The sequence below is a fragment of the Methylobacterium radiodurans genome (assembly GCF_003173735.1).
In the GTDB taxonomy this organism is placed as follows: domain Bacteria; phylum Pseudomonadota; class Alphaproteobacteria; order Rhizobiales; family Beijerinckiaceae; genus Methylobacterium; species Methylobacterium radiodurans.
Genome location: NZ_CP029551.1, coordinates 5,037,987 through 5,062,476, shown reverse-complemented (window position 1 = coordinate 5,062,476; position 24,490 = coordinate 5,037,987). Strand labels below are relative to the sequence as shown.

The following is a 24,490-nucleotide window of genomic DNA, read 5'->3' as shown; positions in this document are numbered from 1 at the left end:
GTCGGGTGGCGGCCACGCGGAAGCGAGCGGAGCACGCCCGAACAGGCGGCACCGCGCGCTCCACGGGGCACCCCGCCCGAGGGACGTCATCGTGCCGAAGGCAGGTCTCCTGGCTCACGGGTCCCAGCCTCTGCCAGACCTTCCCGATGCGGAGCATCAGTGGTCGTCGCTGGCAGACGCTCGCCGTTCACAGTTGCGGGGTCAGCTTCGGATTCGCTCCGGAAAGCTCACCGAATTCCCATCTTAGCTCCGGGCCGGGACCCGGAGAACCTTGGCTTGACGATACTTGCCTTGCCATCCTCTCCCGTCAACGGGCCGAGCAAAAATTGTAACACTGTTACAGGAGGCGTGGCCGAGCGGCCACAGCTTCCGGGCCGACCCCGGCGAACCTAGAGGGATGCTGTCGGAGCTGCGGCAACAGTGTCCTGTGTCTTTCAGGAGGCGCAGGAAGCCCCCGCGATCCCACGTCCACGACGGCTCTCCAAACGACAGTCCGGGTCCTGTGCGGCGCCTGCACCGTGCATCTCGACGGCCAGGCGACCCGATCCTGCCAGGTGCCGCTGGAGAGCGTCGGCAGCCAGACCATCACCACCATCGAGGCGATCGAGCAGGATGCGGTCGGCCGGAAGGTCGTCGAGGCCTGGGTCTCGATGCAGGTGCCGCAATGCGGCTACTGCCAGTCCGGTCAGGTCATGGCCGCCGCCGCCCTGCTGAAGCAGACGCCGCACCCGACCGACGGCGACATCGCCGACGCGATGACGAACCTGTGCCGCTGCGGAACCTACAACGCCATCGCCGCCGCGGTGCGGCAGGCCGCCGCCTGAGGAGCCCGGCATGCATCCGCTTCTCTCCCGGACCGCCCCGTCCCGCCGCCGCTTCCTCGGCACGGCCGGAGGTGCCCTCGTCCTCAGCGGCCTCCTGCCGGCGCGCATGGCCCGCGCCGAGGCGCAGGGCCCCGCGGAAGGCGCGGGCGCTCTCGCCTCCAAGCCGGGGACCCGGGTCGCTGCCTTCCTGGAGATCCACCCGGACGGGACCATCAAGCTGCTCAGCCCCTTCGTCGATCCTCGTCGCTCGCGATGCCGCCCGGCTGCGGGGGGCGGCCGACCCTATCGGGCACGAAACAGGCGTGGCCGTCGACGTCATGGCCGCCGATTTGACTCTGCCGGCGGACCTCGCGGCGGTCCGGGACCGCGTCGGTGAGGATTCGGGTCTCGGCTTCCTCGTGAACTGCGCCGGGCTCGGCCCCCTCGGGCCATCGCTCCACAGTCCGGCAAAGCTCTACGATCGAATGCTCGATCTGAACGTCAGGGCGTTGCAGACCCTGACATTCGCGGCGGCGAGGGCTTTCGCGGAGCGGGGCGGCGGGACCATTGTCAATGTCGCCTCGGCCGTCGCCCTCAATCCGGAATGCTTCAACGCCGGCTACGCCGCGCAGAAGGCCTTTGTCCTCGCGCTGACGCAGGGGCTCGTAGCCGAGATGGGAGGCAAGGGTGTGCGGCTCCAGGCGGTGCTGCCCGGCGTCACCCGCACTGAATTTTTCGAGCGGGCGGGGGCGGATATCGGTCAGATCCCAGCGGAGATGATCATGGAGGCACACGACCTCGTGGTGGCGGCGCTCGCCGGATTGGATGCGGGCGAGATCGTCACGATCCTCTCTCTCACGGATTGCGGCGACTGGCAGGCGTTCGAGGCCGCCCGCTTCCGTCTCGGTCCGATCCTGTCCCATCGCAAGCCGGCCGCGCGCTACGGGCTCGCATAGGACCGCGGACGGCCCGACGCCTTGTTGAGTGGGAGATCATCGATGCCGCAGGTCATATCGGACGCGCGGAGCGAACGAGATGCCGAGGCCGCGCTGACTGCCCATCGCACTCCGGATGAGCCAAAGCTGCCGGGCGGTTGGAGACAGCTCGAGGCGTTGCCCGTCGGCCCGTTCGCGGGGGTGATGGGTCTGACGGGGTTGAGCGTCGGCTGGCGGCTCGCCCAGGGCCGCCACGGGGTGCTCCCTTTGATCGGCCCGCATGCGGTGGACCAAGGTCAAAGTTCGTGCAGGATGGGCCTCTGCTCCACGGGTCGCTTGGCCGGCGGAGCCGGTCGGGTGAGCGCAGCATGCGAGCGGACGCCGTTGTAATGTCGTCGCCAACTCTCGATCACGATCTGCGCCTCCTTGAGTGTGTAGAAGATCTCACCGTTCAACAGCTCGTCCCGTAGCCGTGCGTTGCTTGTCGTTGACCAGCCAGCCGGCTGCCTTCAGCAAGGCGCTGATCTTCCGATAGCCGTAGCGGCCGTACCGCTCCGCCAACGCGACGAGGTCGGCTGTCAGTGCGGCCTCGTCGTCTCTGCCCCGCGGCACCTTGCGCTGCGTCGAGCGGTGCTGTCCGAGCGCCCGGCAGGTCCGGCGCTCGGACACCTTGATCGTCTGAACGATGTGCTCGACACAGGCGCGTCGGCGTGCGGGGCTTAGACGTTTCCCCGAGCCGCTTCCTGCAGGATCAGCTTGTCCAGCGTCAGGTCGGCAAACGCCTTGCGCAGCCGCTGGTTCTCGAGCTCCAGGTCCTTCATCCGCCGGACCTGATCCGTCTTCAGACCGCCGAACGCCTTGCGCCAGCGGTCGTATGTCACCTCGGTCACACCGAGAGTGCGGATCACGTCGGCCACGCTCTGGCCCTGCGCGATCAACACGTCCGCCTGCCGCAGCTTGGCGACCACGGCCTTCAGCTTGTGCCGCTTCGATCCCATCTGTCCGTCCTCATCCTGGCCGCAGGCCCATACCTCAGGGCGGACCACGTCGATCGGGGCGGATCAGAAGTGCCGCAGCGAGAGGGATCATATGTCCAGTCAAGTGGCAGGATCGCGCCTTGAAATTGCACGTACTATTATAGACTACTTTTAGTTGCGCTGTGATACAGAAACAATGCTAAAAGGTACGTTTTGAGACAATGTCTTTCTTGACTGCTTGTTGCGTCAGGTAGAATTGCTTTCCACGATTCGCGTGTGGATAGTCAATGAAAAAGCAGATCTTGCTCAGTACGGGCCTACGCAAATGAGTGAGGGGTTGCGGCTGCAGCAGGTCAGTACGCTCAGGCAGGCCGTGCCGTTGCCGGATTACCTGTTCGAGCGACATATGCCCGACGTCGACCATCGCACAGCCGGCGAGGTGCTCTCGCATCCGGCCTTCGCCACTGTGCGGCGAAGCTATGTGGTCGGCACATTGGCCAACTACGAGATCACACGCTTTCCGGGCAACATACAGGCCGCGGCCTATCGCACGGCGGCCATCGGCGTACTTGTCTGCCTTTGGTCGGCCTCCGACCCCGCTGATCGCGCGACGTGGCCGACGGTGGCTCATTTTAAACAGTTGGTTTCTGCCTTCAGCCTAGCAGGCACTCGCCAGATCGACGATTTCATCGGTCGCCTCGTCAGAACAGGCGACATCGTTCTGGATCGTGTTGCAACCGACGGTCGCGTGCGCCTACTGCGCCCCACGGACAAGCTTTTGGCCTGGGACCGGCAGACCCTCAAATCCTACTATGATGTGCTGCAGGCGCTCTACCCGGAACCAGGGTACGGACCGGCCGTCGCATGCGATCTGACATTTCAACGAGCCCACCGCAAAGGCGCCCTGGCGGTTTTTCCGGCGATCGGGAAGTTCCTTCACCGGAACGTCGACCTGCTCCCGTTCCATCAGATGTACCAGGGCGGCCACATACTGATGGTACTGACAGATCTGGCATTAGCCGACCCGGGAAAGCCAATACGGGAACGCGATCTGATCCACCTTCGAGACCGCTTCGGCGTCTCTCGCTCGCATATCCGCAACATCCTGCAGGCGGCCGAGACCGCGGGCCTCTTAGTCCGGACCGAGCAAGCTCGGCAAGGTTTCGTGCCGACGCCCCGCGGGCTTACAGCAGTCGATATTTTCATTGCCAATACCCTCGCGGCCCATGATTTGACATACCGACTGGCGTTCCATGAGATGGGGCGAGATGTGTGTGCGCCATTGCGGTAATGCGCTGGGCGGTTTCGGCATAATCCGCCCCGATCGAGGTGGTCCGCCCTGAGGTATGGGCCTGCGGGCCAGGATGAGAACGGACAGATGGGATTGACCTGACCGGCTGGTTTTGGACCGGGCTGATTGAGAGGATCAGCTGGGACCGAAGGCGTCGGACAAGCGGCGAGGACAGAAGACGCGCGCGGAGCAGGTCGTGCTGAAGCTGCGCCAGATCGAGGTGCAGACAGCATAGGGCAAGAGTTTGGCGCTGGCTCAGCTCAGGAGGCAGAGATCTCTGAGCAGAGCTATTACCGCTGGCGCAAGGAGTACGGTGGCCTCCAGGTCGATCAGGCCAGGAAGATGAAGGATCTTGAGCGCGAGAATGCTCGGTTGCGCCGCCTCGTGGCCGATCTATCCCTGGAGAAGCAGGTGCTGGCGGACGTCGCTTCGGGAACCTTGGTTCGCCCCGAGCGACGCCGGCAGGCGGTGGCCGGCATTCGGGAGAAGTATGGCCCTTCGGAACGTCATGCCTGCCGGATCGTCGGCCAGCACCGGGGCACGCAGCGCTACGTGCCGACCGTACTGGCCGACAAGGATGAACTGACCCGCGCCGTCATTGCTCTGGCGTCCGAGTACGGGCGCTATGGCTACCGCCGCGTCACCGCGCTGCTGCAGGCAGGCGGCTGGCAGGTGGGCAAGGATCGGGTTCAGCGCGATCCAAGCGTCGCGAGGGGCTCAAGGTCCCGCAGAAGCACCGCCCGCGCAGCCGCCTCTGGCTGAGAGGCGCTGGCCGACGTCATGTGCCTGCACGGCATCCCCGATGCACATCCGCTGCGACAATGGCCCTGAGATGATCGCGAAGGCCCTGCGCAAGCGGGTCGCCAAGACAGGCTCGCAGATCCAGTACGTCGCCCCGGGCTCACCGTGGGAGAACGGGTACTGTGAGAGCTTCAACGGCAAGCTGCGCGACGAGTGCCTGCGCCAGGAGATCGTCTACTCACTGAGACAAGCGCAGATCGTGATCAGTCTCTGGCAGAACACATACAACCGCGTCGGGCCGTACGCGTCCTTGGGCTACAGACCACCCGCGCCCGTGAGCTTCCCCGATCCGGCCTTCCGCCTACCCATGGCAGCGGCCATGCAGTAGCCTCTCACGCGGCTCGGTCCAAAATACCGGTCTGGTCAATCGCCCCGCGTTCCATCAGGCTGACGCCTTCCTGCTTCAGACGAGCATCGAGTTTGCCGTCGCACCCGGCTTCGAAGCCTTCCTCAGCGGCCAGCGCCTGCAGACGCCCGAAGATGCGGTACTCTCGCGCACGCCTCTCCATCAGCGCCGGCCAGTCGCCGACGAGCGGATCACGCGGCGGATCGAGGTCGCGCCGCAGGCGCGTCAAGCGCGCGCTTCGCTCCCGGTCGACATAGGCGCGGAGATGGTCACGGATCTGGCTGGTGGTGCGCATGGCGGGATCGTCCCGAACGCGGAGGCTTTCCGCGTTGAGCGCCCAGCCGAGCGTGCGCGCACTGGATGGGTCGGTCGTGCCCAGGCTCAGAGCGACCGTGGTGGAATTCCCCTCAACAGAGGCACCAAGCGGTCGGGTCCGCTCATCGCAACGGAATCGCCTACGCCACCAGCATACCGCACCACGACGGTACACGTTAGAACAAATCGTCAACGGCCTGCCGCTGTGGACAAGTGCGTGCAACAGCTCTGTGTACAATCGGCGCAGCCGCGGGAGCAGCCGAGCATGGATCGCAATCAGATCAATGACTTAGCTGAGGCTTGGCTGGGGCGCCAGGATTCTCACCCAGAACGACCTCAGCAAAAGACATCTACTAAATCATTGCAATTGCAGGCACTTTAGCTTTGTGCGCACACGCAGTGGATACGATCCTGCGCTCATTGCCAAGGGCGCGCTCTTGCAATCCACAGGCAGCTGAACGGCATCGCTTTCTTACTCACTCGGATTGATCTGAGGCATGTCGAGGATCAGCTGCGCGCCACGAGCTGAAGTTGGCTCGTCGCCCGGTAGCGGACATTCAGCTGCGCGAAGCTGCCCGTCCGATATCGACCCAAAGCGGGCCCTCAATACCTCCATTCCGGGCAGCCGCTAAGTCCAAGCCGTCCAACCTCAGTCCCAATGCCACCATCGGTCTCATTGGGCCCGCGTGTCACGGCATTCTAGCACGCACCGATTGGTTTGCAAAAAGTCCAGTTTCATACAATTAGTCAAGCCGCGGGAGAGTATAGCCGATGCGGTTGCTGCCTCCTGCTCGTGCCGTCGATCAGTCCCTCAGGTGGAGGCCACCATGAACCGTATGACAGCTCTTTCGACTCCGGCGGCACCCACGCCACTCGGTCACTACAGACAGGGGATGCGGGTTGCGGGGTTGGTGTATATGTCAGGGCAACTCCCAATCGTCCCTGGGATGCAGCCCGACAACCAGGCTGCCAGCTTCGAGCAGCAGGCCGAGCTCGTGCTCAGGAATTTTCTGGCGGTCGTCGCTGCGGCGGGCGCATGCCGCGAGGATGTGGTGAAAGTCACTGCCTACGTCGTCGGCTCGATGAACTGGCCGACTTTCAACCGCGTGTTCGCCGAGGCGTTCGGCGAGCACCGGCCAGCCCGATCAGTAGTACCGGTTCCCGAGCTACATCACGGCTACCTGATCGAGATCGACGGGGTTGCTCTGGAGCCGGCGGCGGCTTGAACCAACGCGTCGGGCGGAGGCCGCGCCGGCCTCCGCCCATGGCTCTCAGTAGTGCGTCGGTGATCAGGCAGCGACTGCCTGCTCGGTCACAGTCCCTTCGACTGCCAGCGTCGGCTCGCTCCCGGCCGGAACCAGTTCGTTCTCCCATTTGGCCACCGCAGCCGTGGCGATGCCGTTGCCGATGACGTTCGTCATGGTACGGCCCATGTCGAGGAACTGGTCGATACCGAGGATCAGGAGCAGACCTCCGGCCGGCAGGTCAAACATCGGCAAAGTCGCCGCGACGACGACGAGCGACGCGCGCGGCACGCCGGCAATTCCCTTGCTGGTGACCATCATGACCAGCAGCAGAGTCGCCTGCGTGGCGAAGCTCATCTCGATGCCGTAAGCCTGCGCGATGAACAGCGCTGCAAAGGCTTGGTACATCATCGAGCCGTCGAGGTTGAACGAATAGCCGAGCGGCAGCACGAAGCCGCTGATGCGCTCCTTGACCCCGAACCGCATCAGCTGCTCCAGCGTCTTCGGAAAGGCCGCCTCGCTGCTCGCGGTCGAGAAGGCGAGCAGCATCGGCTGACGCAGAAGCTTCAGCAGGTGGAACACCGGACGGCCGAGAACCACCATGCCCGCCCCGATCAGAACCAGCCAGAGTACGGCAAGCCCGAGGTAGAAGCTTGCGATGAAGTAGCCGTAGCTCACCAGGACTCCGATACCCTGGGTCGTGATCACGGCGGCGATGGCGGCGAAGACGCCGAGCGGCGCGAAGCGCATCACAAAGTCGGTGATGCGCAGCATGAGGTGCACCATTTCGTCGATCAGGGCCGCGGTGTTTCTCGCAAGCGAGTTCTTGAAGGCTGCCAGCGCGGATCCGAAGAAGATCGAGAAGATCAAGATCTGTAGGATCTCGTTGGTAGCCATTGCCTGCACGATGCTCGTCGGAAAGACGTGCGTGATGAAGTCCTTCAGATTGAGGCTGGAGGCCGCCAAGTTGGTCGTCGCGCCCGCACTCGGCAAAGGCAGGGTCAGCGACCGGCCCGGAGCGAACAGGTTGGCAAACAGCATCCCGAGGCCGAGCGAGATCAGCGAGGCTGAGATGAACCACGCCATCGAGCGGGCGGCGATTCGGCCGACGGCCCCGCCGGACGCGCCCAGGCTGGCGATTCCGGAGACGATCGTGGCGAATACGAGCGGGGCGATGATCATCTTGATCATGCGCAGGAAGATGTCCGTGACGATCGAGAAGTAGCCGGCGATGGCTTTCGCCTGCTCCGGCGAGGCGGCGAACCGATTGCACGCGTAGCCGACGGCGATGCCGGCGACGAGACTGATCATGATGAGATTTGTGAGCTTGTTCGTGCTCGCGGATGGACCGGCGTGCATGGATGTTTCTCCCTGTGGTCGCGAACTCCGGCGATCGGGATCTCGAGCCGGAAGACGGGAGGCGCAGCGTGCGTCCAGGTGGAACCCCGGACGGTCTGTCTGATTTACCCGTCATCTGGACATATCGTCCAATTATGGATATTTTGGCAAGAACATTTCCGATCCGCTCAGGAGGCCCGCATGATCCCCGCCAGCTACGTCGATCCCCGGGATGGGCGCCGTTATCCGCTGGACGTTCCGCGCTGGTGTTCGGACGAGCGCATGCCGCTCCTCGTCACCCCGGGTGCCGGCATCTCGCGGGACGACATCGAGAGTCGGACCCGCTCGCTCTGGCGCTACCGCGCATCCCTCCCGGTCGGCATCGCCGACCCGATCACGATCGGCGAGGGCTGCACCCCACTGGTGCAGCGGCCGTGGGGCGATCTGCGTCCCCTGTTCAAGCTGGAGTGGTTCAACCCTACCGGCAGCTTCAAGGACCGCGGTTCGTCGGTGATGCTCTCCTTCCTCCGCCAGATCGGCGTCGATGCCGTGCTGGAGGACAGTTCGGGCAACGGCGGCTCCTCGGTCGCGGGCTTCGGAGCCGCGGGCGGCCTGCGGGTGAAGATCCTGGCGCCGGCCTCCACGTCGCCGGCCAAGATCGCGCAGGTGCGCGCATACGGCGCCGAGGTGCAACTGGTCGAAGGACCCCGCGAGGAGTCGGAAGCCGAGGCTATCCGCCAGTCGGACCGAACCTTCTATGCCAGCCACAACTGGCAGCCGTTCTTCCTGGAGGGCACCAAGACGCTGGCCTACGAGATCTGGGAGGATCTCGGTTTCAAGGCACCCGACAACGTTGTCATGCCGGTCGGGGCGGGCAGCAGCCTGCTCGGCTGCGCCTTCGGTTTCCGAGAGCTCCTGAAGGCCGGCCAGATCGCGAAGCTGCCGCGCCTGTTCGCGGCGCAGCCGCTGAACTGTTCGCCGATTGACGCTAGCTTCCAGGCCGGCATGGATACTCCTGTCGCGCGCGCGGTGCATAAGACCATCGCCGAAGGCACGGCCATCAAGCGTCCGATGCGACTGGGCGAGATCATCGCGGCGATTCGCGAGAGCGAAGGCGGCACCGTCGCGCTGAGCGAGGAGGAGATCGTATGCGCCCTCGGCCGGCTCGCCCGGCAGGGCTTGTTCGCCGAGCCGACCTGTGCGAGCGCTGCCGCAGCTCTGGACAAACTGTCCAGCGCCGGCTCCATCAAGGCCGGGGAGACCACCGTGGTGATCGTCACGGGCACCGGACTGAAGGCCGCCTCCACTGTCGCCGACCTCGTGCAGCAGGACGAAAGCCGATCGTGACCAGGAAGAAGCCGGGACCGCCACGTTCAGTCGCCGCGGATCAGGAGGTCCTGTTCGCGCAACTCAGGCAGATCGCCCAAGGGCTTGGGGCGACCTTCGCGCCGTTCTGCGAGGTCGTGGTGCATGACCTGACCGATCCCAAGAACGCGATCGTCGCCATCCACAACAACCTGTCCGGCCGCAGGGTCGGTCAGCCGGCGACCGAACTCGGGCTCGCGCGCATCGCCGACCCGGACTATCCCCAGGTCGTTGCCAACTACGCCAACGCCTTCGCGGACGGGCGACAGGCCAAGAGCACGTCGATCGGCATCAAGGACGCAGAGGGCAACTACGTTGCCGCGCTCTGCCTGAACATCGACCTGACGCTGTTCCAGAGCCTCCAGGCGGCCATCGGGCAATTCACCCGGATCGACGCTCCGACTTCCGTCGAGGAGTCACTGAACCCGACCGGCGCCGACGCCATCCGGGCGCGCATCGACCAGTTCGCCGCCCGACTGGCCACCACGCCGCGCACCCTGAAGACCGACGAGCGGCGGGTCCTTCTTCGTGAGCTCAAGGACGCCGGCTGCATGGACGTGCGCCGGTCCTCGGAGGTCATTGCCGCCCATCTCGGGGTGTCGCGCGCTACCGTCTACGCCGATACCAAGCACCTCACGGACACGACCAGTTGATGCCGAGCGACGCAGAACTTTTGATCCTGTCCGGTCCGCAGGTCGAGCCGCTTCTGAACCCCACCGAGGTGCTTGAGGCCGTGCGCGCAGCCTTCGTACTGCACAGCGAGCGGCAGGGCCGAGTGTTCCCAGTCGTGCGCGAACACCTCGATACGGGCGGTGTGTTCGGCATCAAATCAGGCGACGTTCAGGCACGGGGCCTGCTTGGATTCAAGGCGGCCGGCTTCTGGCCGACGAACCGGGACCGGGGCAGCGAACCCCACCAAGCCACGATCATGCTGTTCGATCCGGCAACAGGCCGACCGACCTGCCTGATCGACGGCAACGCCGTCACCACGGCGCGCACGGGTGCGGCCGGCGCGCTCGGGATGCGGCATCTCGCGCGGCCCGACAGTGCCAGGCTCTGTATCTTCGGGACGGGCGTCCAGGCCCGGGTTCAACTGACACGGACGCTCGAGGTGCTTCCGGCGATCCGCGAGGTCCGCTACCTCACGGCCCAGGGTGAGCCGGACGCGGACTTCGAGGCGGCGTTCGCGCAGAGCCGGACGATACGGCATGTGACCAATGCGAGTGCCGCTGTCGCGGCCAGCAACGTCGTCATCACAGCCACCCCTGGGAACGGCCCTCTGTTCGCCGCAGAGGCCGTGCAACCCGGCACCCATATCAACGCGGTCGGCGCGGACACCAAGGGCAAGCGCGAACTGCCCCCCGGCCTTCTCGACAAGGCTCGCGTGGTGGTCGACGACCAGGAACAGGCCCACCGGATCGGCGAGAGCCAATGGTACGACCACCTCGACGTGACGGAGATCGGCGACGTGCTGACAGGCCGGGTACGTTTTGTGCGGGCAGCGACAGACATCACCGTTTTCGACATGACTGGTCTCGCCCTGCAGGACCTGACGGTCGCCGGAATGCTTGAGAGCCGTGCCCGCGACGGCGGTCACGGCACACGCACGCCATGGCCCTGGTAAAAAAGGGATGCTGTCGGCGGTCCGGATCGTGGGTTGATAGTTCGTGGCCCCGCTACTGATCCCAAGGAGGCCTGCTGCCGTCGTGTTCGACATGGACGGCCTGCTCTTCGACACGGAGCGCCTCTACCTCCAAGCGATGATCGAGAGCGTGGCCGCCCACGGCCATGAGATGACGGACGCCTTCTACAAGTCCATGCTGGGGCAGCCCGGGTGGGCGATGCGCGAGCGGATCCTGGCACACTATGGAGCTGCCTTCCCGTTGGATGGCGTGAGAGCGATGTGGCGCACCCGCTTCGGGGCGTTATGCGAGGACCACCTCGCCTTGAAGCCGGGTGTACCGGAACTGCTCGACTTGCTGCAGCGCCTGGATATCCCCTGCGCTATCGCAACCTCCTCGCGGCGCTATCGGGTCATGGAACACCTGCGTCGCCATGCGCTCGCCGACCGTTTCCGGCACGTCGTCGCGCAGGAGGACTACGCCCTCGGGAAGCCGCATCCGGCTCCCTATCTGACCGCCGCCCACCATCTCGGCGCCGAGACGTCGTACTGCCTGGCCTTGGAGGACTCGCACAACGGCGTCCGCGCCGCGGCCGCGGCCGGCATGATGACGATCATGGTGCCGGATCTGCTGACCGCGACCGAGGAGATCAGGGCGCTTTGCCTCGGCGTTGCGCGCGATCTCATCGAGGTCGCATCTGCCCTCGCTCGGTTTCCGGATGCGTCCGGTCGGGGCCGCACACTTGATGATGGGACGGCGAGGGTCGATTTCGAATCTGGACCCGTCTCTCAGTAAGTCGCGGCAAAGGCCTGCTGGACTTGGTCGGCGCCCGTAATGCCGTTGGCGACGAGCAGTTGCACGAGCACTCGGGCCTTCTGCGGGTTGAGATCGTAGGACACCACGAAGCCGCTCCTGTCGTCATCGACTTCGACGTTGCGGTTGACGAAGCCCGCTCCGACCCGGGTCGAGCGGACGACGATGACCCCCTTCTTAACGGCACGAGCGAGGGCGTCGAGCGCCGCCTTCGAGGCGCTGCCGTCGCCCTCGCCCGCGACGACGATGGCTTTGGCCCCGTTGCGGACGGCGTTATCGATCTGCAAGCCGTCCATGTTGCTGTGCGCATAGACGATCTCGACACGCGGCAGTTGCTCTCCAGTCGGCAGGTCGTAACTCGTTCCTGTCCGCATGGCGGGCGCGAGGAAACGGATGTGCGCCGGGTCGACATAGCCGAGCGGTGCGGCGTTCGGAGAGCGGAAGGTTTGGACGGAGGTCGTGTTGGTCTTGGTGACCCACCGGGCGCCGTGGATCTCGTCGTTCAGCACAACCATGACGTGACGGCCCCCGGCCTGCGGGCTCGCTGCGACCTGGACTGCTTGATAGAGATTGGATGGGCCGTCGGCACCGGTGGATCCACCCGGCCGCATCGCGCCGACGAGGACGACCGGCTTTGCCGAGCGGACCACGTTCTCGAGGAAGAAGGCCGTCTCCTCCATCGTATCGGTGCCGTGGGTGACCACGACGGCGTCGGCCTCGTCGCGGTCGAAGATCTCGTTGATCCGGCGCGCCAACTGGAACCAGATTTTGTCGTTCATGTCCTGCGAGCCGACGTTGGAGATCTGCTCGGAGCTGAGGTTGGCCAACTTCTCGATGCCGGGTACCCCCTTTAGGAGTTGCAGCCCGGTTACCGTCCCCGAGTTGTAGCCGATTGCCGAGCGCGGGTCGGCCGTGCCCGCGATGGTCCCGCCGGTGGCGAGAACGACGACGCGCGGCTGGGCCGCCGTCTGAGCAGCCTGATCCATGGCGGGCTTGGCTGCGGGAGCGTCCATCGCGAACCCGGCCGCGGGCAGGGTCAACGAAACCCCGAGCATCAGTCCGAGATGGATCTTGCCGCGCTTCGTCGTGGCTACGTTCGGCATGATCGTTTCCTCCCTAGAATGGACGAGGGTAAAAATTCCGCTCGCGTTGGCGTTGCAGGAGCCGCTTGTCAGGCCGCTGGGACTGCAGCGACGATGGCGATTTCGACCTTCGCGTTGCCCTGCAGGGCCGCCTGAACGCAGACGCGGGCCGGGAGCCGGCCCGGTACGACCCAGGCGTTCCAGACCTGATTGAACGCTGCGACGTCTCCGTCGACGTCCGCCAGCCAGATCGCAGCCGAGAGAATGTTCGACTTCTCGGTACCCACCCGGCGAAGTCTCGCATCCAGTTGTGAGAGAACCTGCGCTGCCTGATCCGCCACCGCGGCCGATACATCGTGCGGAAGAGCTCCAGAGATGTAAGCCAACCCATTGAAGACCACGGCGTCGGAGCGATGCTTAAGATCGTCGGGGTTATCGTAAGCGATTTGCATTTCGGTATTTCCCCCTGATGATTTCGTAACTACCAGCCATTGATGCGGTGCCAGATCGCGCCGACGCCGCCGGAGCCGTCGAGGACATGGTAACGGTCGTGCTGCGCTCCCGTCGCGCAGGCGTGGTTCGGCAGGATGCGCAGGCGCGCGCCGATCGCTAGATCCGGCAGGTCCGCCGCCGAGCCGGGGCGCAGCGCCACGATACCGTGCTCCTGGTTGGCGTCGCGGACGATCAGGTCGGGATAGGGACGCCGGTCGAGGTCGCAAACCACGCCGTAACCCTGGTCGACCCGCTGGCGCGCGGTGCCGCGGTCGCGCGACAGCGCCATCCAGCCGGCATCAGTGACGATCCAGCCCTTGGCGCGCTGGTGGCCGATCACGGTCGCGAGCACGCTGAGCGCGATGTCGTCCACGGCGTGCGAGCCGATCCCGGCCTGGAACAGGTCGCCGATCATGAAGACGCCGGCCCGCACCTCGGTCACGCCCGTCAGGTCGCGCGCATAGCGGGCAGTTGGCGTCGAGCCGACGCTGACCACCGGGCAGGGGAGGCCTGCTGAGCGCAGGGTCTGGGCCGCCAGCACGGCTGCGCGGCGCTCGGTCTCGGCGGCCTGCGCGAGCGCCTCGGGATCCTGCTCGATGGCGTAGCTGTCGCCGGCATGCAGCAGCACGCCGCGCAGGGCGCCGGCCTCGTGCAGGATTGTCCCGATCGCCCGCAAGGCCTCTGCGTCCCCCGGTGCCACGCCGGCGCGGTGCCCGTCGGCATCGACCTCGATCAGCGCGGGGATCGGATCGCCGGTCGCCCGGGAGCAGGCGGCGACCGCCAGGGCCTGCTCGGCGGAGTCAAGCACCACCGTGAGGTTGGCGCCCTCGGCTCGGATCCCCTGGACTCGGCCGAGCTTGGCTGGAGCGATGCCGACGCCGTAGATCAAGTCGCGCACGCCGCCCGCTGCTAAGTGCTCTGCCTCGCGCAGGGTCGAGACCATGGCGGGCCCCTCTGGCGCGGACATGGCGACGCGGGCGACGTCGAGCGACTTGGCAGTCTTGAGGTGCGGCCGGAACGCGACGCCGAGTCCGGCGAGATGCGCCTTCATCCGATCGACATTCGCCCGGAGCCGCGCCTCATCGAGGAGCAGGCAGGGCGTCTGAAGCGCGTCCAGCGTGACGGTGGACTTGGACGTCCCGCCGGCCCCTGTGGTTTCCGTCATCGACATGGTGCTTATTCCGGCGCGCCTCTCGGCCGGACAGGAACCACAGAACAGCCGCATCTGGCCATTAACGGCTTCTATGTTCTGCCTTAAGGTTGGGCTTAATGCTGACGACCGACGATCTTCGTTTCTTCGCCGCCATCGTTTGCGCGCCTTCGCTGGCTGCGGCCGCGCGCGACCTCAACGTCTCCGCGCCGGCTGTCACGCAGCGGCTGCGCGCGCTGGAGGAACGACTGGGCGCGCACCTCATCGTCCGGGCCGGGAGACAGCTCACGCTGACGGACGAGGGCGAACTGCTCGCGGAGCGCGGGCGCCGTGTTCTTGCAGAACTGAACGACCTCGACGAGGCCCTGGCCGAGCGGCAGGGGCACGTGAGCGGGCACCTGCGCATCATCGCGCCCCTCGGGTTCGGACGCCGCCACGTGGCTCCAGTGGTTGCGGCTTTCCAAGAGGCACATCCACGGATCAAGATTGATCTGGCCCTCTCTGATCGCATCGGAGGCGTGCCTTCGAGCACATGGGACATCGCCGTCCATGTCGGCGAGATCCAGGCGGCTACGCCGAGCCTGATCGTGCGAGGCCTCGCACCCAACGAGCGTTGGGTATGCGCGGCACCAAGCTATCTGGCCCGGCAGGGCGCGCCAACCGATCCGCACGATCTGCGTACCCATAGCTGCATCGCATTGCGCGAGAACGACGAGGACGTGACGCTATGGCGTTTCCGCTCCATTGACAGCGGCGCCGAGGAACGCGTCCGCGTCGCGCCCTCTCTGGCCAGCAACGATGGCGAGGTGGCGCGCATCTGGGCAATAGCCGGGCGTGGTATCGTCATGCGATCGGAATGGGACGTGGCGGACGACATCCGGGGAGGCCGACTGGTTCGGCTTCTGAAGAACCACACGCTGCCGTCGGCACCGATCGTCGTTCTTCTGAGCGCGCGGCAGGAGGCGCGAGCCGCCCGGATCGGTCGGTTCATCGATGCGCTCAAACAAACGTTGGACCCGACACCGTGGAGGAACATGGTTACGGACGTCCCTTGCATGAGCGTTGCCGCTCCTCAGTGCCGTTGAGATTTCTGGCAGTAGCTGCGCCTCGTCATTGTCCTCATGACAGGCACGCTGTCGGTCCGATCAGCGAGGTCTGCTTCTGTCGCAGGGACCGGAGCAAAGTTGGAGGCCAGCTTTCGGGCAGCGATCTGATGACAGCTAATGACCCCAACCGGACATTCGCTGGTGGCGCTGCGAAGGTCGGCTGGGCAGGAAATGCCGGACGTCGGACCGTGGACATACGCTGCGCCAGCGGCTCAGGCGCACTTGACCTTCGTGCCGCGGCACACATTTTCGATAGCAAGCTATCGAAAGATTGGCCCGATCCCACAGTTTGGCCATAAATCAACGGTCAAGGTGGGGCATAGACGAGCGGGAGAGAGCCGGTGCGAACCGGCCGCCGAAGGAGCAACCGCCCCGGAAACTCTCAGGCACCCGGACCGCTCGTTCGTTCAACACTCTGGAAAGCGGAGCTCGCGCTCCCGCCGATGGTGTAAGCCGAATCCTCGTCCGAGGCGCCGGCGAAACTCTCAGGCCGATGACAGAGGGGGCTCGCGCATGGCGCGCGAAGCGACCTCGGAGGCCTGCGCGATGACATCCCCATAGCCTGACACGCTGCGAGCCCATCGGCTCGCGCTGGCCTCACCGCATAGGGACCCGGCTCGCCCGCGAGCCGCAACGACGCTGCGCGCCCTGTTCGCATCGCGCAGGCGTGCCCGATCCCGTGCCGTCCTTCGAATACCAATCGGGATGTCGTCCCATGCTGCCCACACGCCGCTCCCTACTGCTGGCCGCCACCCTCCTGGCGCCCGCCCGCGCCCACGCCTTCTTCTGGGATACCGAGCCCGAAGCGCCGAAGGCCCCGCAGCCCGTCCACGCGCCGCGGAGCCGCGACACCTGGTATGTCGGCACGATCCCGGACGAGCCCTTCGACATCCCGAGGGTCGACCTCGCCCTCGTGCCACCGGAGTTCCGACGGCAGCTTGTGGACTACGACGGACTGGAGCGGGGTGGCACGGTCGTCATCGACACGCACCAGCGTTTCCTCTTCCTCGTCCGCGAGGACCGAACCGCTATCCGCTACGGCATCGGCGTCGGTCGAGCCGGCTTCACCTGGTCAGGCATCGCGGTGATCAAGCGCAAGGCGAAGTGGCCGGGCTGGCGGCCCACCGCGGCCATGCTGAAGCGCCGACCCGACATCCCGCGATACGTCGAGCCGGGGGTGAACAACCCGCTCGGATGCCGCGCCCTCTACCTCTACCAGGGCGAGCGGGACACGCTGTACCGCATCCACGGCACGAACGAACCTTGGACGGTGGGCGGTACGGATTCCTCGGGCTGCATCCGGCTCCTGAACGAGGACGTCCTCGACCTGTACGGCCGTGTCCCGCTCGGCACGACCGTGGTGGTGAAGACCACCCAACCCGAGATCCTGGTGCAGAGCGAGTGGGACGACCGTCCCCGCTCCGACAACCAGGTCCTGCTCTTCAAGTGACGGGCCAAGCCGATGTTCGAAACCGTTGCCGCGACCCTGGACTGGTTGGGCGTGATCGTCTTCACGGTCACCGGCGCCCTCGCGGCCTCCCGCAAGGAGATGGACTTCGTCGGCTTCGCCGTGCTCGGCACGGCGACCGGCATCGGCGGTGGCACCCTACGGGACCTGCTGCTTGGGCTGCCGGTGTTCTGGACGGGCCAGCCGGCGTACCTGCTGGCCTGCCTCGCCGTCTCGGGCGCGGTGTTCTTCACCGCCCACATCCCGCAATCCCGGTACCGATCCGTCCTGTGGCTCGACGCGCTCGGCCTAGCGCTGTTCGCCGTGGCCGGCGCGGAGCGGGCCTGGCAGGCCGGCGCGAGCGCGACGGTCGCCGTGGTCATGGGCGTAGTCACCGCGACCTTCGGTGGCGTGATCCGCGACCTGCTCGGCGGCGAGAGTCCCGTGATCCTCAGCCGGGAGATCTACGCCTCCGCGGCGCTTGCGGGGGCGGCGACCTTCGTCGGGCTGACGGCCTTCGGCGTGCCGCGGGAGGTCGCGCTCGGGGCCGGCTTCGGGGTCTGCCTCGCCGTGCGTGCCGCCTCGCTCCGCTTCGGCTGGGCGCTCCCGCGCTATCGTCCCCGGACCGCGGGCCCCTAGAACGGGACGTGATAAGCCCTCTCTCGACGAGGAGCAGCCAGGAGGCCGTTCCGGGAACGCTTCCGAAGCCTCGCCGTCGCGGCGCTGCTCGTCCTCTCCGGTCCCCATCTTGCGGGACAGGCGCGTTGCCCGGTCCCTCGGACGACCAGCTCACGAAGCTGGAGGCCATCTACCGGGACATCCACGCCAACCCCGAGCTGTCGATGCAGGAGCGGCGCACCGCCGGCATCGCCGCGCGCTGGCTGCGGGAGCAGGGCTTCGAGGTCACGGAGGGCGTGGGCGGCACCGGCGTCGTCGGGCTCCTGCACAATGGCGAGGGCCCGACGGTTCTCCTGCGTGCCGACATGGACGCGCTTCCGATGAAGGAGGACACGGGGCTTCCCTACGCGAGCGTGAAGACCGGCACCGATCCGGCGTCCGGCCGCGAGACCGCGATCGCGCATTCCTGCGGACACGATCTGCACGTGACCTGGCTGATGGGCGCGACGCAAATCCTCGCCGCGAACAAGGCCGGGTGGCGCTGCACCATCATGGCCGTGTTCCAGCCCGGCGAGGAGATCGGCGAAGGCGCTCGCGCGATGGTCGGCGATGGGATGATGAAGCGCTTCCCGAAGCCGTTCGTCACCCTCGGGCAGCACGTGCTGCCGTTCCCGGCCGGGCAGGTACGCCTCAAGAGCGGTCCCGTCCTCTCCCGCAGCGACAGCCTGAAGATGACGCTGTACGGCCGCGGCGGCCACGGCTCCGGCCCTGAATCCACCGTGGACCCGGTCGTGATGGCGGCGGCAACCGTGATGCGGCTGCAGACCATCGTCTCGCGCGAGGTCGCCACGACCGACGGTGCGGTGGTCACGGTCGGGTCCCTGCACTCCCGGATCAGTCCGACTTGCAGCTCAACATCCGCACCTTCGACGATCAGGTGCGGGACACGGTCCTCTCGTCGGTGAAGCGGATCGTCACCGGCGAGGCGTCGATGTCGGGTGCCCCGAAGCCGCCGCTCATCACCATGTTCGGGCCGTTCCCGCTGACGGTGAACGACGAAGACGCGACCGCCAAGGTGGCGGCCGCCCTGAAACGGCGTCTCGGCGACGAGCGGGTGCAGCCTTCCGGTAATGCCGCGGCCAGCGAGGATTTTACCGAGTTCGCCCGGGCCTGGGACGTGCCGTCCGTGTTCTGGTTCGTCGGCGGTACCGATCCGAAGCGCTACGCCGAGGCCGAGAAGGCCGGCACCCTGAACGAGCTTCCCTCCAACCACTCACCCGAGTTCGCCCCGGTCCTGAACCCAACCCTGCGCACGGGCGTCGAGACGATGCTCGCGGCGGCCGGCGCCTGGCTGGCTCCCACGGCCGCAAGCCCGCGCGCGCTGATGCCCCTGAAGGGGCGCACGCCTCGGGCTCAAGTGGATGCGCCGAGGAGCCCCTGGCGCAAGGTCGCGGTCAACCGGTCTTCTGACCGCGCTCCTTCGGCTTGCCGTCCTCAGCCCATCGCGCCTGGCCGTCCGAGGCCGATGGCCTTGGCCAGTGCGGAGCGCTGGGCCGCGTAGTTCGCCGCCACCATAGGGTAGTCCTTGGGCAGCTCGTAGCGCGCTCGATAGCCTTTGGGATCGAGCTCGTGGGCTGCGATGTGGCGCTTGAGGTTCTTGTAGGGCCTGCCGTCGATGAAGGAGATCAAAAACGTCCGGGGTGATGGATTTCCTGATCTGAGCCGGCGTCGGCTTCTCAAACGTCTCGACAGGCGCTGCGCACGCGGCCGATGCGACATCGCCCAACCCTCGCAGGGCGAGATGCACGTTCGCGATCAGGGACGGCATTGCGGCGGCGGGAAGGGAGTTGTTCGACACGTCGGCCGAGACAATCCCGCCGGCGAGTCGAGCAGCGCGGATGCCCGGTCGTGGTTGAAGTCCATCGAAGAATACTTCAAAAGCTCCTCTTGCATTCAGTCGCGTTGTCTCCGGATCCGGAAGTACAAGGCTGTAATACCGGGCGCCTGCGCCCGTTAAAGCCTGGGATGGGTCTTCGGGGCGAGGCGCCGCATCATCATTCGCCCGATAGCCCACCTCAGCATCTCGGCATGGTGCCGGAGGGAGGTGTCCCCATCCTCTTGGATGGCACCCTGCGCCGCGACGGCGTGGTTCGCAGCCCGGACCAGCGGGCTCGGCGTGCAGCCGTCCGCTTGGGGAAGACGCTCACCGGCAGACGCTTCCGTCATCTCGTCGATCGACACCTCGCCGCGCCCGACGAGCGTCGCGACGCGCTCCCCGGCTTCGTCTCGCACGTGGACTCCGATCAGGGCTGATCCGCCCCGGCGCAGCTCGTGCGCGAGCAGAGTGCCGAGGACACGTCGAACGTGACGTCGCGCGGCATCCAGGTCCGCAAGTTCGTGGCCCTCGTCATCGCGGACGGTCCCGACAACCTCGATGTCGAAATAGAAGCGCGGCACGCGTCCTCCGCCCGTCGTCGCGGGCGCCTCTATTCCCGCTGTCGATGGGCCATATTAGCCAGCAGGCAGGGTGCGGGATCGGCTTCCTCGGAATGGATTCTCGGCCGCACGAGAAGGCGTCATGCGAAAAATCTTTACGACGGTCGGCCTCCACCCGCGCGACCGCTTCGACTACTGGATGAGCGTCATCCGCCGAGACATCATCGAGAACGATGCTGTCCCGGCCCGGAGGAGAGCTTTCAGGGCGGAACTTCGCGCCGGCGCGATCGGCGGGATCAAGCTTGCGCTCGCACGCAGTTCGGAGCTTCGGATCTCGCACACGAAGCGCCACAGCGGCCAGCCCAGCGACGAGCAGCTCTTCGTCTTCATGCCCCTGTCGGGAACGAAGACCCTCCGTCAGAATGGCCGGCAGGCCGTGCTGGAGCCCGGGCAAGTCGCGCTGGTCGACCCGCGGCTGCCGCACGAGGGATGCTTCTCCGAGGATTCCGAGGTCCTCACGGTGATCATGGAGCGACGGGCGCTGGAGAGCCGCCTCGGGGCGATCCACGACCTGACGGCGCGTCCGCTCACCTCGGGCACCGCCGAGGGGAGGCTGGCGGCCGGATATCTGGCAATGCTGCCCCCTCAGGCCGGCCGATTGCGTTCGGCGGCCGAGGACATGGTCGAGACGCACCTGCTCGACCTCCTCGCGCTCGCGTTGGGCAAGGCCGCGGAACGGCGGGTATCGCCCGGCTCTTCGACCCGCTCGCTTGTCCGCATGAGGCTGCACGCGGCGATCGAGGAGATGTTGGCCGACCCCGGCCTGGACACGGAAGCGGTCGCGGCCGCCGCCGGCGTGAGCACGCGCCACGCCAACGCCATCCTGGCCGATGAGGACACGTCGCTGGGCCGGCTCATCCAGGCCCGGCGCCTCGCCCGCTGTCGGGACGCGCTTGAGGACCCGAGCCAGATGCACCGGACGGTGAGCGAGATCGCCTACGGCTGGGGGTTCTCAGACATGACGCATTTCGGCCGTCGCTTCAGGGCCGCCTACGGAATATTGCCCAGCGCGTGCCGTCGGCAGGCGCGCGCCCGGAGCTGAGAGCAGCGCCGAGCCCGGACCGTCGTCCCGGGCATGGGGGTGAGGCGCGAGCGCGTTCCCCACGGGTCCGCCACGAGGAGCGCGTCCCCGTCCTCGACCAGGGGCAGGCCGCCGTCCCGCCAGCACGTCCGCGCAGCCATCAGGATCGGCGCCTCGGCGCGCAGCTCGACCTCGGCGAGGCCGGTTCGTCGCGCCGTCGCGCACGGGGGCGCCGCGGCTGTTCCAGACGTTGCAAGCCAGCTGGTGATGATGGCCGCCAGCGCCGAGGAACAGGGCACCCGGATAGCGACACATGACGTCGAAGCCGAGGAGACCCGTGTGGAAGCCTTCCGCCACGTCGAGGCCCCCGACCTGCAGGTGGACGTGCCCCACTCTGCTGCCGGCCGGCATCCTGTCCCAGGGACCGGCGGCCGCATCGACGATGCCGGCACGGTCGAGCCGGTCGTTGCGCATCACGACCGTGCCGTTCGATGCCCATGTCCAGGCTTCGGCCGGGCGGTCAACGTAGATCTCGATGCCGTTGCCCTCCGGATCGTCGAGGTAGACGGCCTCGCTGACGAGATGGTCGGCGGCGCCCGTGAGCGTGATGCCGAGCTCGCCGGCGTGCAGGAGCCAGGCGCCGAGGTCGCCGCGGCCCGGCAGCAGGAAGGCGGTGTGGAACAGCCCCGCCTCCCGGGATGTCCACGGACGGGCCGCCGGATCCCGCCTAAGCGTGACTAGGACGGTATCGCCGACGCCGAAGCGCACCGTGCCGGCATCCCGCGAGACGGGAGCGAGCCCGAGGACGTCCTGGTAGAAGCGCGCGAGGGCGCTCGCGTCGCGCGCGATCAAGGTCACCGTGCCGATCCGGTAGGGCGCCTTGGCGAAACCGGTATCGAACCCGGCGTTGGCCGGTTCAGGTGTCGGGTTTCCCATGGTCGCCCTCCAGGATCGTTCGGGCCGCAGCTTCGCGTCTCACCGACGGGCGAAGAGCAGGACCACGGTGGCCGCCGCCGCGGCGACGAGGCCGGCCTCGATCGCGGCGGGCGTGCCGAACTGCCCGAGCCGGCGTGCCAGGCCCAGCACCAGGAGCATGAGGGCGATGGCCGTCGCCCGGGCGGCGATGATCCTCATCGAGCCTTCCTCGCCGAACCACGTGGTCCCGACGTTCGCGGATTGAACCGTGCCGCGTCGCGGTTTGCCAAGCCCGCCCACACGTGCGGCGGCGGCCGGCCTTTGAGGGGCGAGTCGCGTGGTCGCTCACGCGGTCACGACCCTCAAGGCCGGACGTTCGGCCCGGCCCGCCGAGGCGTGCGCGGATGGTCCTGACCCGCGCCCGGCACCGGACCGAGGCGGGGGGACCACCAGCACGTCCATGCCGCCTGCGGCGAGGACGTCCTCGGTGACGCTTCCCAGAAAGGCCTTCCGGATTCCGGCTCGGGCATGCGTGCCCATTACGAGGAGCTCCGAGGGCCTCCGCGCGGCAAGGCGAACGATGACCTCGTCCGGGGGCCCTTCCTCCACCCGCCTCGACCAGTTCCACCCTGCAAGACCGTCGGATTCGAGGAAGGCCTCGACCTCCTCGGCGAACGAGGACCGCCAGCTCTCGACGTAGCCCTCAATGTGCTCGCGCGCGATGCCAAACGCGGACAGCTTCGGCTTGCCCAGGGCCTCGAAGGCGTGGACGACCGTGACGTCGGCGTCGTCCGCGAGCCGGAGCGACGCCACGCTGCGCAGCGCCCGCGCCGAAGCTTCGGAGAAGTCGACCGGGACCACGATCCCGGTGTAGGGGCCCGCGGCGGACCGGCCGACGACGAGGACCGGGCATGCCGCGGCGCGGATCAGGCTGCGGACCGTCCGCCCGGAATCGCGCGCAGCCGTCCTATGGGGGACACCCACGACGATCAGGTCGGCCCCGTGAGCCGTTGCCGCGTCGAGGATCGCCTCGGGAGGACATCCTGCAATGACGAGCGGGCGGCACGCGACGCGAAAGAGCTCCGGCACGACCGCGATCTGCTCGATGGCCATGCGTTGCGCCTCGCGGAGGTCGCGCGCGACCTCCCGCGGGCGCGCGCCGTCCACCACGTGGACCAGGATGACGTCGCCCCCGCGCTGACCGGCGAGGATGCCGGCGCGTCGCACGGCCCGCTGCGAGCGAGGCGAGAAGTCGGTGGCGACGAGGATACGCATGGTCTCTCTTCTGCTCGGGTCGGCCGGCGCCGACGACGTGCACGATCCCTCCCGGGGCGGGCTGCCCCGGGTGTGGATATGTCATGACGGGCTCCTGTCTGGGACCGCGGGACCGGGGCTAGGCCTTGCGCGGGGCGAGCGTGCGGCCGGGGACCGGCTCGTCGACGAAGCGCCAGCCGATGCCCTCCACGGTCACCACGTGCTGGGTGCCGAGGCGGTTGTCGCAGAAGGGCATGCGGTCCCCCACGCGCAGGCCGAGCAGCGCCGTCCCGAGCGGGCACGCGGCCGAGAGCTCGTCGGGCAAGCTGGTGAGGTCGTGGGGGTGCACGAGGAGGTGGCCCCGCACGCCCGGCTCGTCGTCGAGCCGGTAGAGCACCCGGCAGTTCACCGAGACCACCTCGCCCGGCAGCGCGCGAGGCGGGCACAGGGTCGCGCGCTTCAGCTCCCAGAGCAGAAAGTCGGCGTGGCTCTCGCCGCGCAGGTAGGCGTCGAGGCCGAAGGTCACGAGCCGGTCGAAGTCGCGGGTCGTGACGGTGATGGGCGGAAGTTCATGGACCGCGTGCATCCTGGCACCTCACAGCATGACCGGCCGGCGCGGCCGGTGCGCGCACGGACGGCCCCGGCGGCGTCCGGGAGGGCGCCGCGCGAGCGAGCGGAAGGGTTGCTGGAGATCGTCCCTGGCCTCGGCCGCAGCCCGTGAAAGGGCCGGCGGAGCGCCAGGGCTACGAGCCTGCTTGCAGGCTGCCCGAGCGCGCCAGGAGGCGGATGCTCTGGAGGCGGTTCGACATGACACCCCTAACGTCGGGACCGCACCGCGCGGTGTCAAGCCGGGCCGAGGCACCCCGTCCGGGACTGGCGGGCGAGTTTGACAAGCGCTGCCGCTTGACCAATCCTGAAGGGGTCATGCCGTTCGACGCGACCCTCAACCGTGGCCTGCTCCGGGCAGGTAACCTGATCGCGGGCAAGTAGCCCCGAGCCGACGGTGCGTCTCCGCCCGTCCCGCTCGGGGTAGCCGGGACAGCTTCCGCGAAGCGCCCG

At 67.2% G+C, this 24,490-nt stretch carries 24 protein-coding genes, 5 pseudogenes and 2 riboswitches; of the genes and pseudogenes, 16 read left to right on the top strand and 13 right to left on the bottom strand.

Annotation, left to right across the window (positions count from 1 at the left end; all coding sequences use genetic code 11):
- Positions 1 to 81: 81 nt before the first annotated feature.
- Positions 82 to 289: riboswitch (cobalamin riboswitch) on the bottom strand.
- Positions 290 to 503: 214 nt separating this feature from the next.
- The 3 genes and pseudogenes from DK427_RS23750 to DK427_RS23745 form a co-directional block, all read left to right on the top strand.
- Positions 504 to 824, top strand: a pseudogene (locus DK427_RS23750) ((2Fe-2S)-binding protein); the annotation flags it as partial.
- Positions 825 to 834: 10 nt separating this feature from the next.
- A pseudogene (locus DK427_RS27620) lies at positions 835 to 1,062 on the top strand (hypothetical protein); the annotation flags it as partial.
- Positions 1,004 to 1,759 (top strand): SDR family NAD(P)-dependent oxidoreductase, encoded by a 756-nt coding sequence (locus tag DK427_RS23745; protein WP_425452610.1) that lies wholly within the window; start codon positions 1,004 to 1,006, stop codon positions 1,757 to 1,759. The pseudogene DK427_RS27620 and the gene DK427_RS23745, both read left to right, overlap by 59 nt.
- A 275-nt stretch (positions 1,760 to 2,034) precedes the next feature.
- On the opposite strand, the gene DK427_RS27615 is transcribed toward DK427_RS23745, so the two are convergent.
- The gene (locus tag DK427_RS27615) at positions 2,035 to 2,193 is read right to left on the bottom strand and encodes an integrase core domain-containing protein (protein WP_425452502.1); all 159 of its coding nucleotides are present in this window, start codon (positions 2,191 to 2,193) and stop codon (positions 2,035 to 2,037) included.
- 22 nt (positions 2,194 to 2,215) lie between these two features.
- Positions 2,216 to 2,736: pseudogene (locus DK427_RS23735) on the bottom strand (transposase); the annotation flags it as partial.
- A 220-nt stretch (positions 2,737 to 2,956) separates the two neighbouring features.
- Here DK427_RS23735 and DK427_RS23730 point away from each other — a divergent pair.
- Together DK427_RS23730 and DK427_RS23725 are read left to right on the top strand one after the other, a co-directional pair.
- Entirely contained in the window at positions 2,957 to 4,006 is a 1,050-nt protein-coding gene (locus DK427_RS23730; protein WP_162559884.1) for an eS19 family ribosomal protein, read from the top strand.
- Between the two features lie 139 nt (positions 4,007 to 4,145).
- Positions 4,146 to 5,135: pseudogene (locus DK427_RS23725) on the top strand (integrase core domain-containing protein).
- 4 nt (positions 5,136 to 5,139) lie between these two features.
- Here the strand turns inward: DK427_RS23725 and DK427_RS23720 are convergent.
- Positions 5,140 to 5,448, bottom strand: coding sequence for a hypothetical protein (locus DK427_RS23720; RefSeq protein ID WP_109953528.1), 309 nt, complete (start codon positions 5,446 to 5,448; stop codon positions 5,140 to 5,142).
- A gap of 847 nt (positions 5,449 to 6,295) precedes the next feature.
- Between DK427_RS23720 and DK427_RS23715 the strand changes: the two genes are divergently transcribed.
- Positions 6,296 to 6,694, top strand: coding sequence for a RidA family protein (locus tag DK427_RS23715; RefSeq protein WP_204165230.1), 399 nt, complete (start codon positions 6,296 to 6,298; stop codon positions 6,692 to 6,694).
- Positions 6,695 to 6,757: 63 nt separating this feature from the next.
- Here DK427_RS23715 and DK427_RS23710 read toward each other — a convergent pair whose 3' ends face one another.
- Positions 6,758 to 8,071, bottom strand: coding sequence for a dicarboxylate/amino acid:cation symporter (locus DK427_RS23710; RefSeq protein ID WP_109953527.1), 1,314 nt, complete (start codon positions 8,069 to 8,071; stop codon positions 6,758 to 6,760).
- Between the two features lie 180 nt (positions 8,072 to 8,251).
- Here DK427_RS23710 and DK427_RS23705 point away from each other — a divergent pair, with 180 nt between their 5' ends.
- The 4 genes from DK427_RS23705 to DK427_RS23690 all read left to right on the top strand — a co-directional run bounded on the left by DK427_RS23705 (position 8,252) and on the right by DK427_RS23690 (position 11,832).
- Positions 8,252 to 9,397, top strand: coding sequence for a threonine synthase (locus DK427_RS23705; RefSeq protein WP_109953526.1), 1,146 nt, complete (start codon positions 8,252 to 8,254; stop codon positions 9,395 to 9,397).
- A complete protein-coding gene (locus DK427_RS23700; RefSeq protein WP_109953525.1) occupies positions 9,394 to 10,068 on the top strand; it encodes a helix-turn-helix transcriptional regulator in 675 nt (224 codons plus the stop codon). The genes DK427_RS23705 and DK427_RS23700 overlap by 4 nt, the downstream gene beginning before the upstream one ends.
- On the top strand, positions 10,068 to 11,039 hold the full coding sequence (locus tag DK427_RS23695; protein ID WP_109953524.1) for an ornithine cyclodeaminase family protein: 972 nt from the start codon (positions 10,068 to 10,070) through the stop codon (positions 11,037 to 11,039). Before DK427_RS23700 ends, DK427_RS23695 begins: the two co-directional genes overlap by 1 nt.
- 82 nt (positions 11,040 to 11,121) lie before the next feature.
- Complete coding sequence (locus DK427_RS23690; protein ID WP_281276968.1) at positions 11,122 to 11,832, top strand: HAD family hydrolase; 711 nt, start codon at positions 11,122 to 11,124, stop codon at positions 11,830 to 11,832.
- On the opposite strand, the gene DK427_RS23685 is transcribed toward DK427_RS23690, so the two are convergent.
- The 3 genes from DK427_RS23685 to DK427_RS23675 form a co-directional block, all read right to left on the bottom strand.
- Positions 11,826 to 12,953 (bottom strand): asparaginase, encoded by a 1,128-nt coding sequence (locus DK427_RS23685; protein ID WP_245930691.1) that lies wholly within the window; start codon positions 12,951 to 12,953, stop codon positions 11,826 to 11,828. The genes DK427_RS23690 and DK427_RS23685 overlap by 7 nt on opposite strands.
- A gap of 68 nt (positions 12,954 to 13,021) precedes the next feature.
- Positions 13,022 to 13,384, bottom strand: coding sequence for a Rid family hydrolase (locus tag DK427_RS23680; RefSeq protein WP_109953523.1), 363 nt, complete (start codon positions 13,382 to 13,384; stop codon positions 13,022 to 13,024).
- 29 nt (positions 13,385 to 13,413) lie between these two features.
- The gene (locus DK427_RS23675; RefSeq protein ID WP_204165348.1) at positions 13,414 to 14,589 is read right to left on the bottom strand and encodes a DSD1 family PLP-dependent enzyme; all 1,176 of its coding nucleotides are present in this window, start codon (positions 14,587 to 14,589) and stop codon (positions 13,414 to 13,416) included.
- 104 nt (positions 14,590 to 14,693) lie between these two features.
- On the opposite strand from DK427_RS23675, the gene DK427_RS23670 reads away from it, so the two are divergent.
- The 5 genes from DK427_RS23670 to DK427_RS27260 all read left to right on the top strand — a co-directional run bounded on the left by DK427_RS23670 (position 14,694) and on the right by DK427_RS27260 (position 19,306).
- Positions 14,694 to 15,659 carry a LysR family transcriptional regulator gene (locus DK427_RS23670; protein WP_109954348.1) on the top strand — a complete coding sequence of 322 codons (966 nt, stop codon included), beginning with the start codon at positions 14,694 to 14,696 and terminating at the stop codon, positions 15,657 to 15,659.
- 339 nt (positions 15,660 to 15,998) lie between these two features.
- A riboswitch (glycine riboswitch) is annotated at positions 15,999 to 16,088 on the top strand.
- 307 nt (positions 16,089 to 16,395) lie between these two features.
- Entirely contained in the window at positions 16,396 to 17,130 is a 735-nt protein-coding gene (locus DK427_RS23665; RefSeq protein WP_109953521.1) for a L,D-transpeptidase, read from the top strand.
- 12 nt (positions 17,131 to 17,142) lie between these two features.
- The gene (locus DK427_RS23660; protein WP_109953520.1) at positions 17,143 to 17,766 is read left to right on the top strand and encodes a trimeric intracellular cation channel family protein; all 624 of its coding nucleotides are present in this window, start codon (positions 17,143 to 17,145) and stop codon (positions 17,764 to 17,766) included.
- A 125-nt stretch (positions 17,767 to 17,891) separates the two neighbouring features.
- Positions 17,892 to 18,710, top strand: a complete 819-nt coding sequence (locus DK427_RS27265) for an amidohydrolase (protein WP_245930690.1) — start codon at positions 17,892 to 17,894, stop codon at positions 18,708 to 18,710.
- Positions 18,650 to 19,306, top strand: coding sequence for a zinc-binding metallopeptidase family protein (locus tag DK427_RS27260; RefSeq protein ID WP_245930689.1), 657 nt, complete (start codon positions 18,650 to 18,652; stop codon positions 19,304 to 19,306). The genes DK427_RS27265 and DK427_RS27260 overlap by 61 nt, the downstream gene beginning before the upstream one ends.
- Here the strand turns inward: DK427_RS27260 and DK427_RS23650 are convergent.
- Both DK427_RS23650 and DK427_RS23645 read right to left on the bottom strand, forming a co-directional pair.
- A pseudogene (locus DK427_RS23650) lies at positions 19,252 to 19,573 on the bottom strand (Ros/MucR family transcriptional regulator); the annotation flags it as partial. The gene DK427_RS27260 and the pseudogene DK427_RS23650 overlap by 55 nt on opposite strands.
- A 185-nt stretch (positions 19,574 to 19,758) precedes the next feature.
- Entirely contained in the window at positions 19,759 to 20,202 is a 444-nt protein-coding gene (locus DK427_RS23645) for a DUF6894 family protein (RefSeq protein WP_109953519.1), read from the bottom strand.
- A gap of 121 nt (positions 20,203 to 20,323) precedes the next feature.
- Here DK427_RS23645 and DK427_RS23640 point away from each other — a divergent pair, with 121 nt between their 5' ends.
- Complete coding sequence (locus DK427_RS23640; protein ID WP_109953518.1) at positions 20,324 to 21,283, top strand: AraC-like ligand-binding domain-containing protein; 960 nt, start codon at positions 20,324 to 20,326, stop codon at positions 21,281 to 21,283.
- Here DK427_RS23640 and DK427_RS23635 read toward each other — a convergent pair.
- From DK427_RS23635 to DK427_RS23625, 4 genes are all read right to left on the bottom strand, one after another.
- Positions 21,194 to 22,198: a VOC family protein gene (locus DK427_RS23635; RefSeq protein WP_245930688.1), complete on the bottom strand. Its 1,005-nt coding sequence runs from the start codon at positions 22,196 to 22,198 to the stop codon at positions 21,194 to 21,196. The genes DK427_RS23640 and DK427_RS23635 overlap by 90 nt on opposite strands.
- A 39-nt stretch (positions 22,199 to 22,237) precedes the next feature.
- Positions 22,238 to 22,396 (bottom strand): hypothetical protein, encoded by a 159-nt coding sequence (locus tag DK427_RS26830; RefSeq protein ID WP_204165229.1) that lies wholly within the window; start codon positions 22,394 to 22,396, stop codon positions 22,238 to 22,240.
- Positions 22,397 to 22,522: 126 nt separating this feature from the next.
- Positions 22,523 to 23,452 (bottom strand): universal stress protein, encoded by a 930-nt coding sequence (locus DK427_RS23630; RefSeq protein ID WP_109953517.1) that lies wholly within the window; start codon positions 23,450 to 23,452, stop codon positions 22,523 to 22,525.
- Positions 23,453 to 23,570: 118 nt separating this feature from the next.
- The gene (locus DK427_RS23625) at positions 23,571 to 24,017 is read right to left on the bottom strand and encodes a GreA/GreB family elongation factor (protein WP_109953516.1); all 447 of its coding nucleotides are present in this window, start codon (positions 24,015 to 24,017) and stop codon (positions 23,571 to 23,573) included.
- Between the last annotated feature and the right edge of the window lie 473 nt (positions 24,018 to 24,490).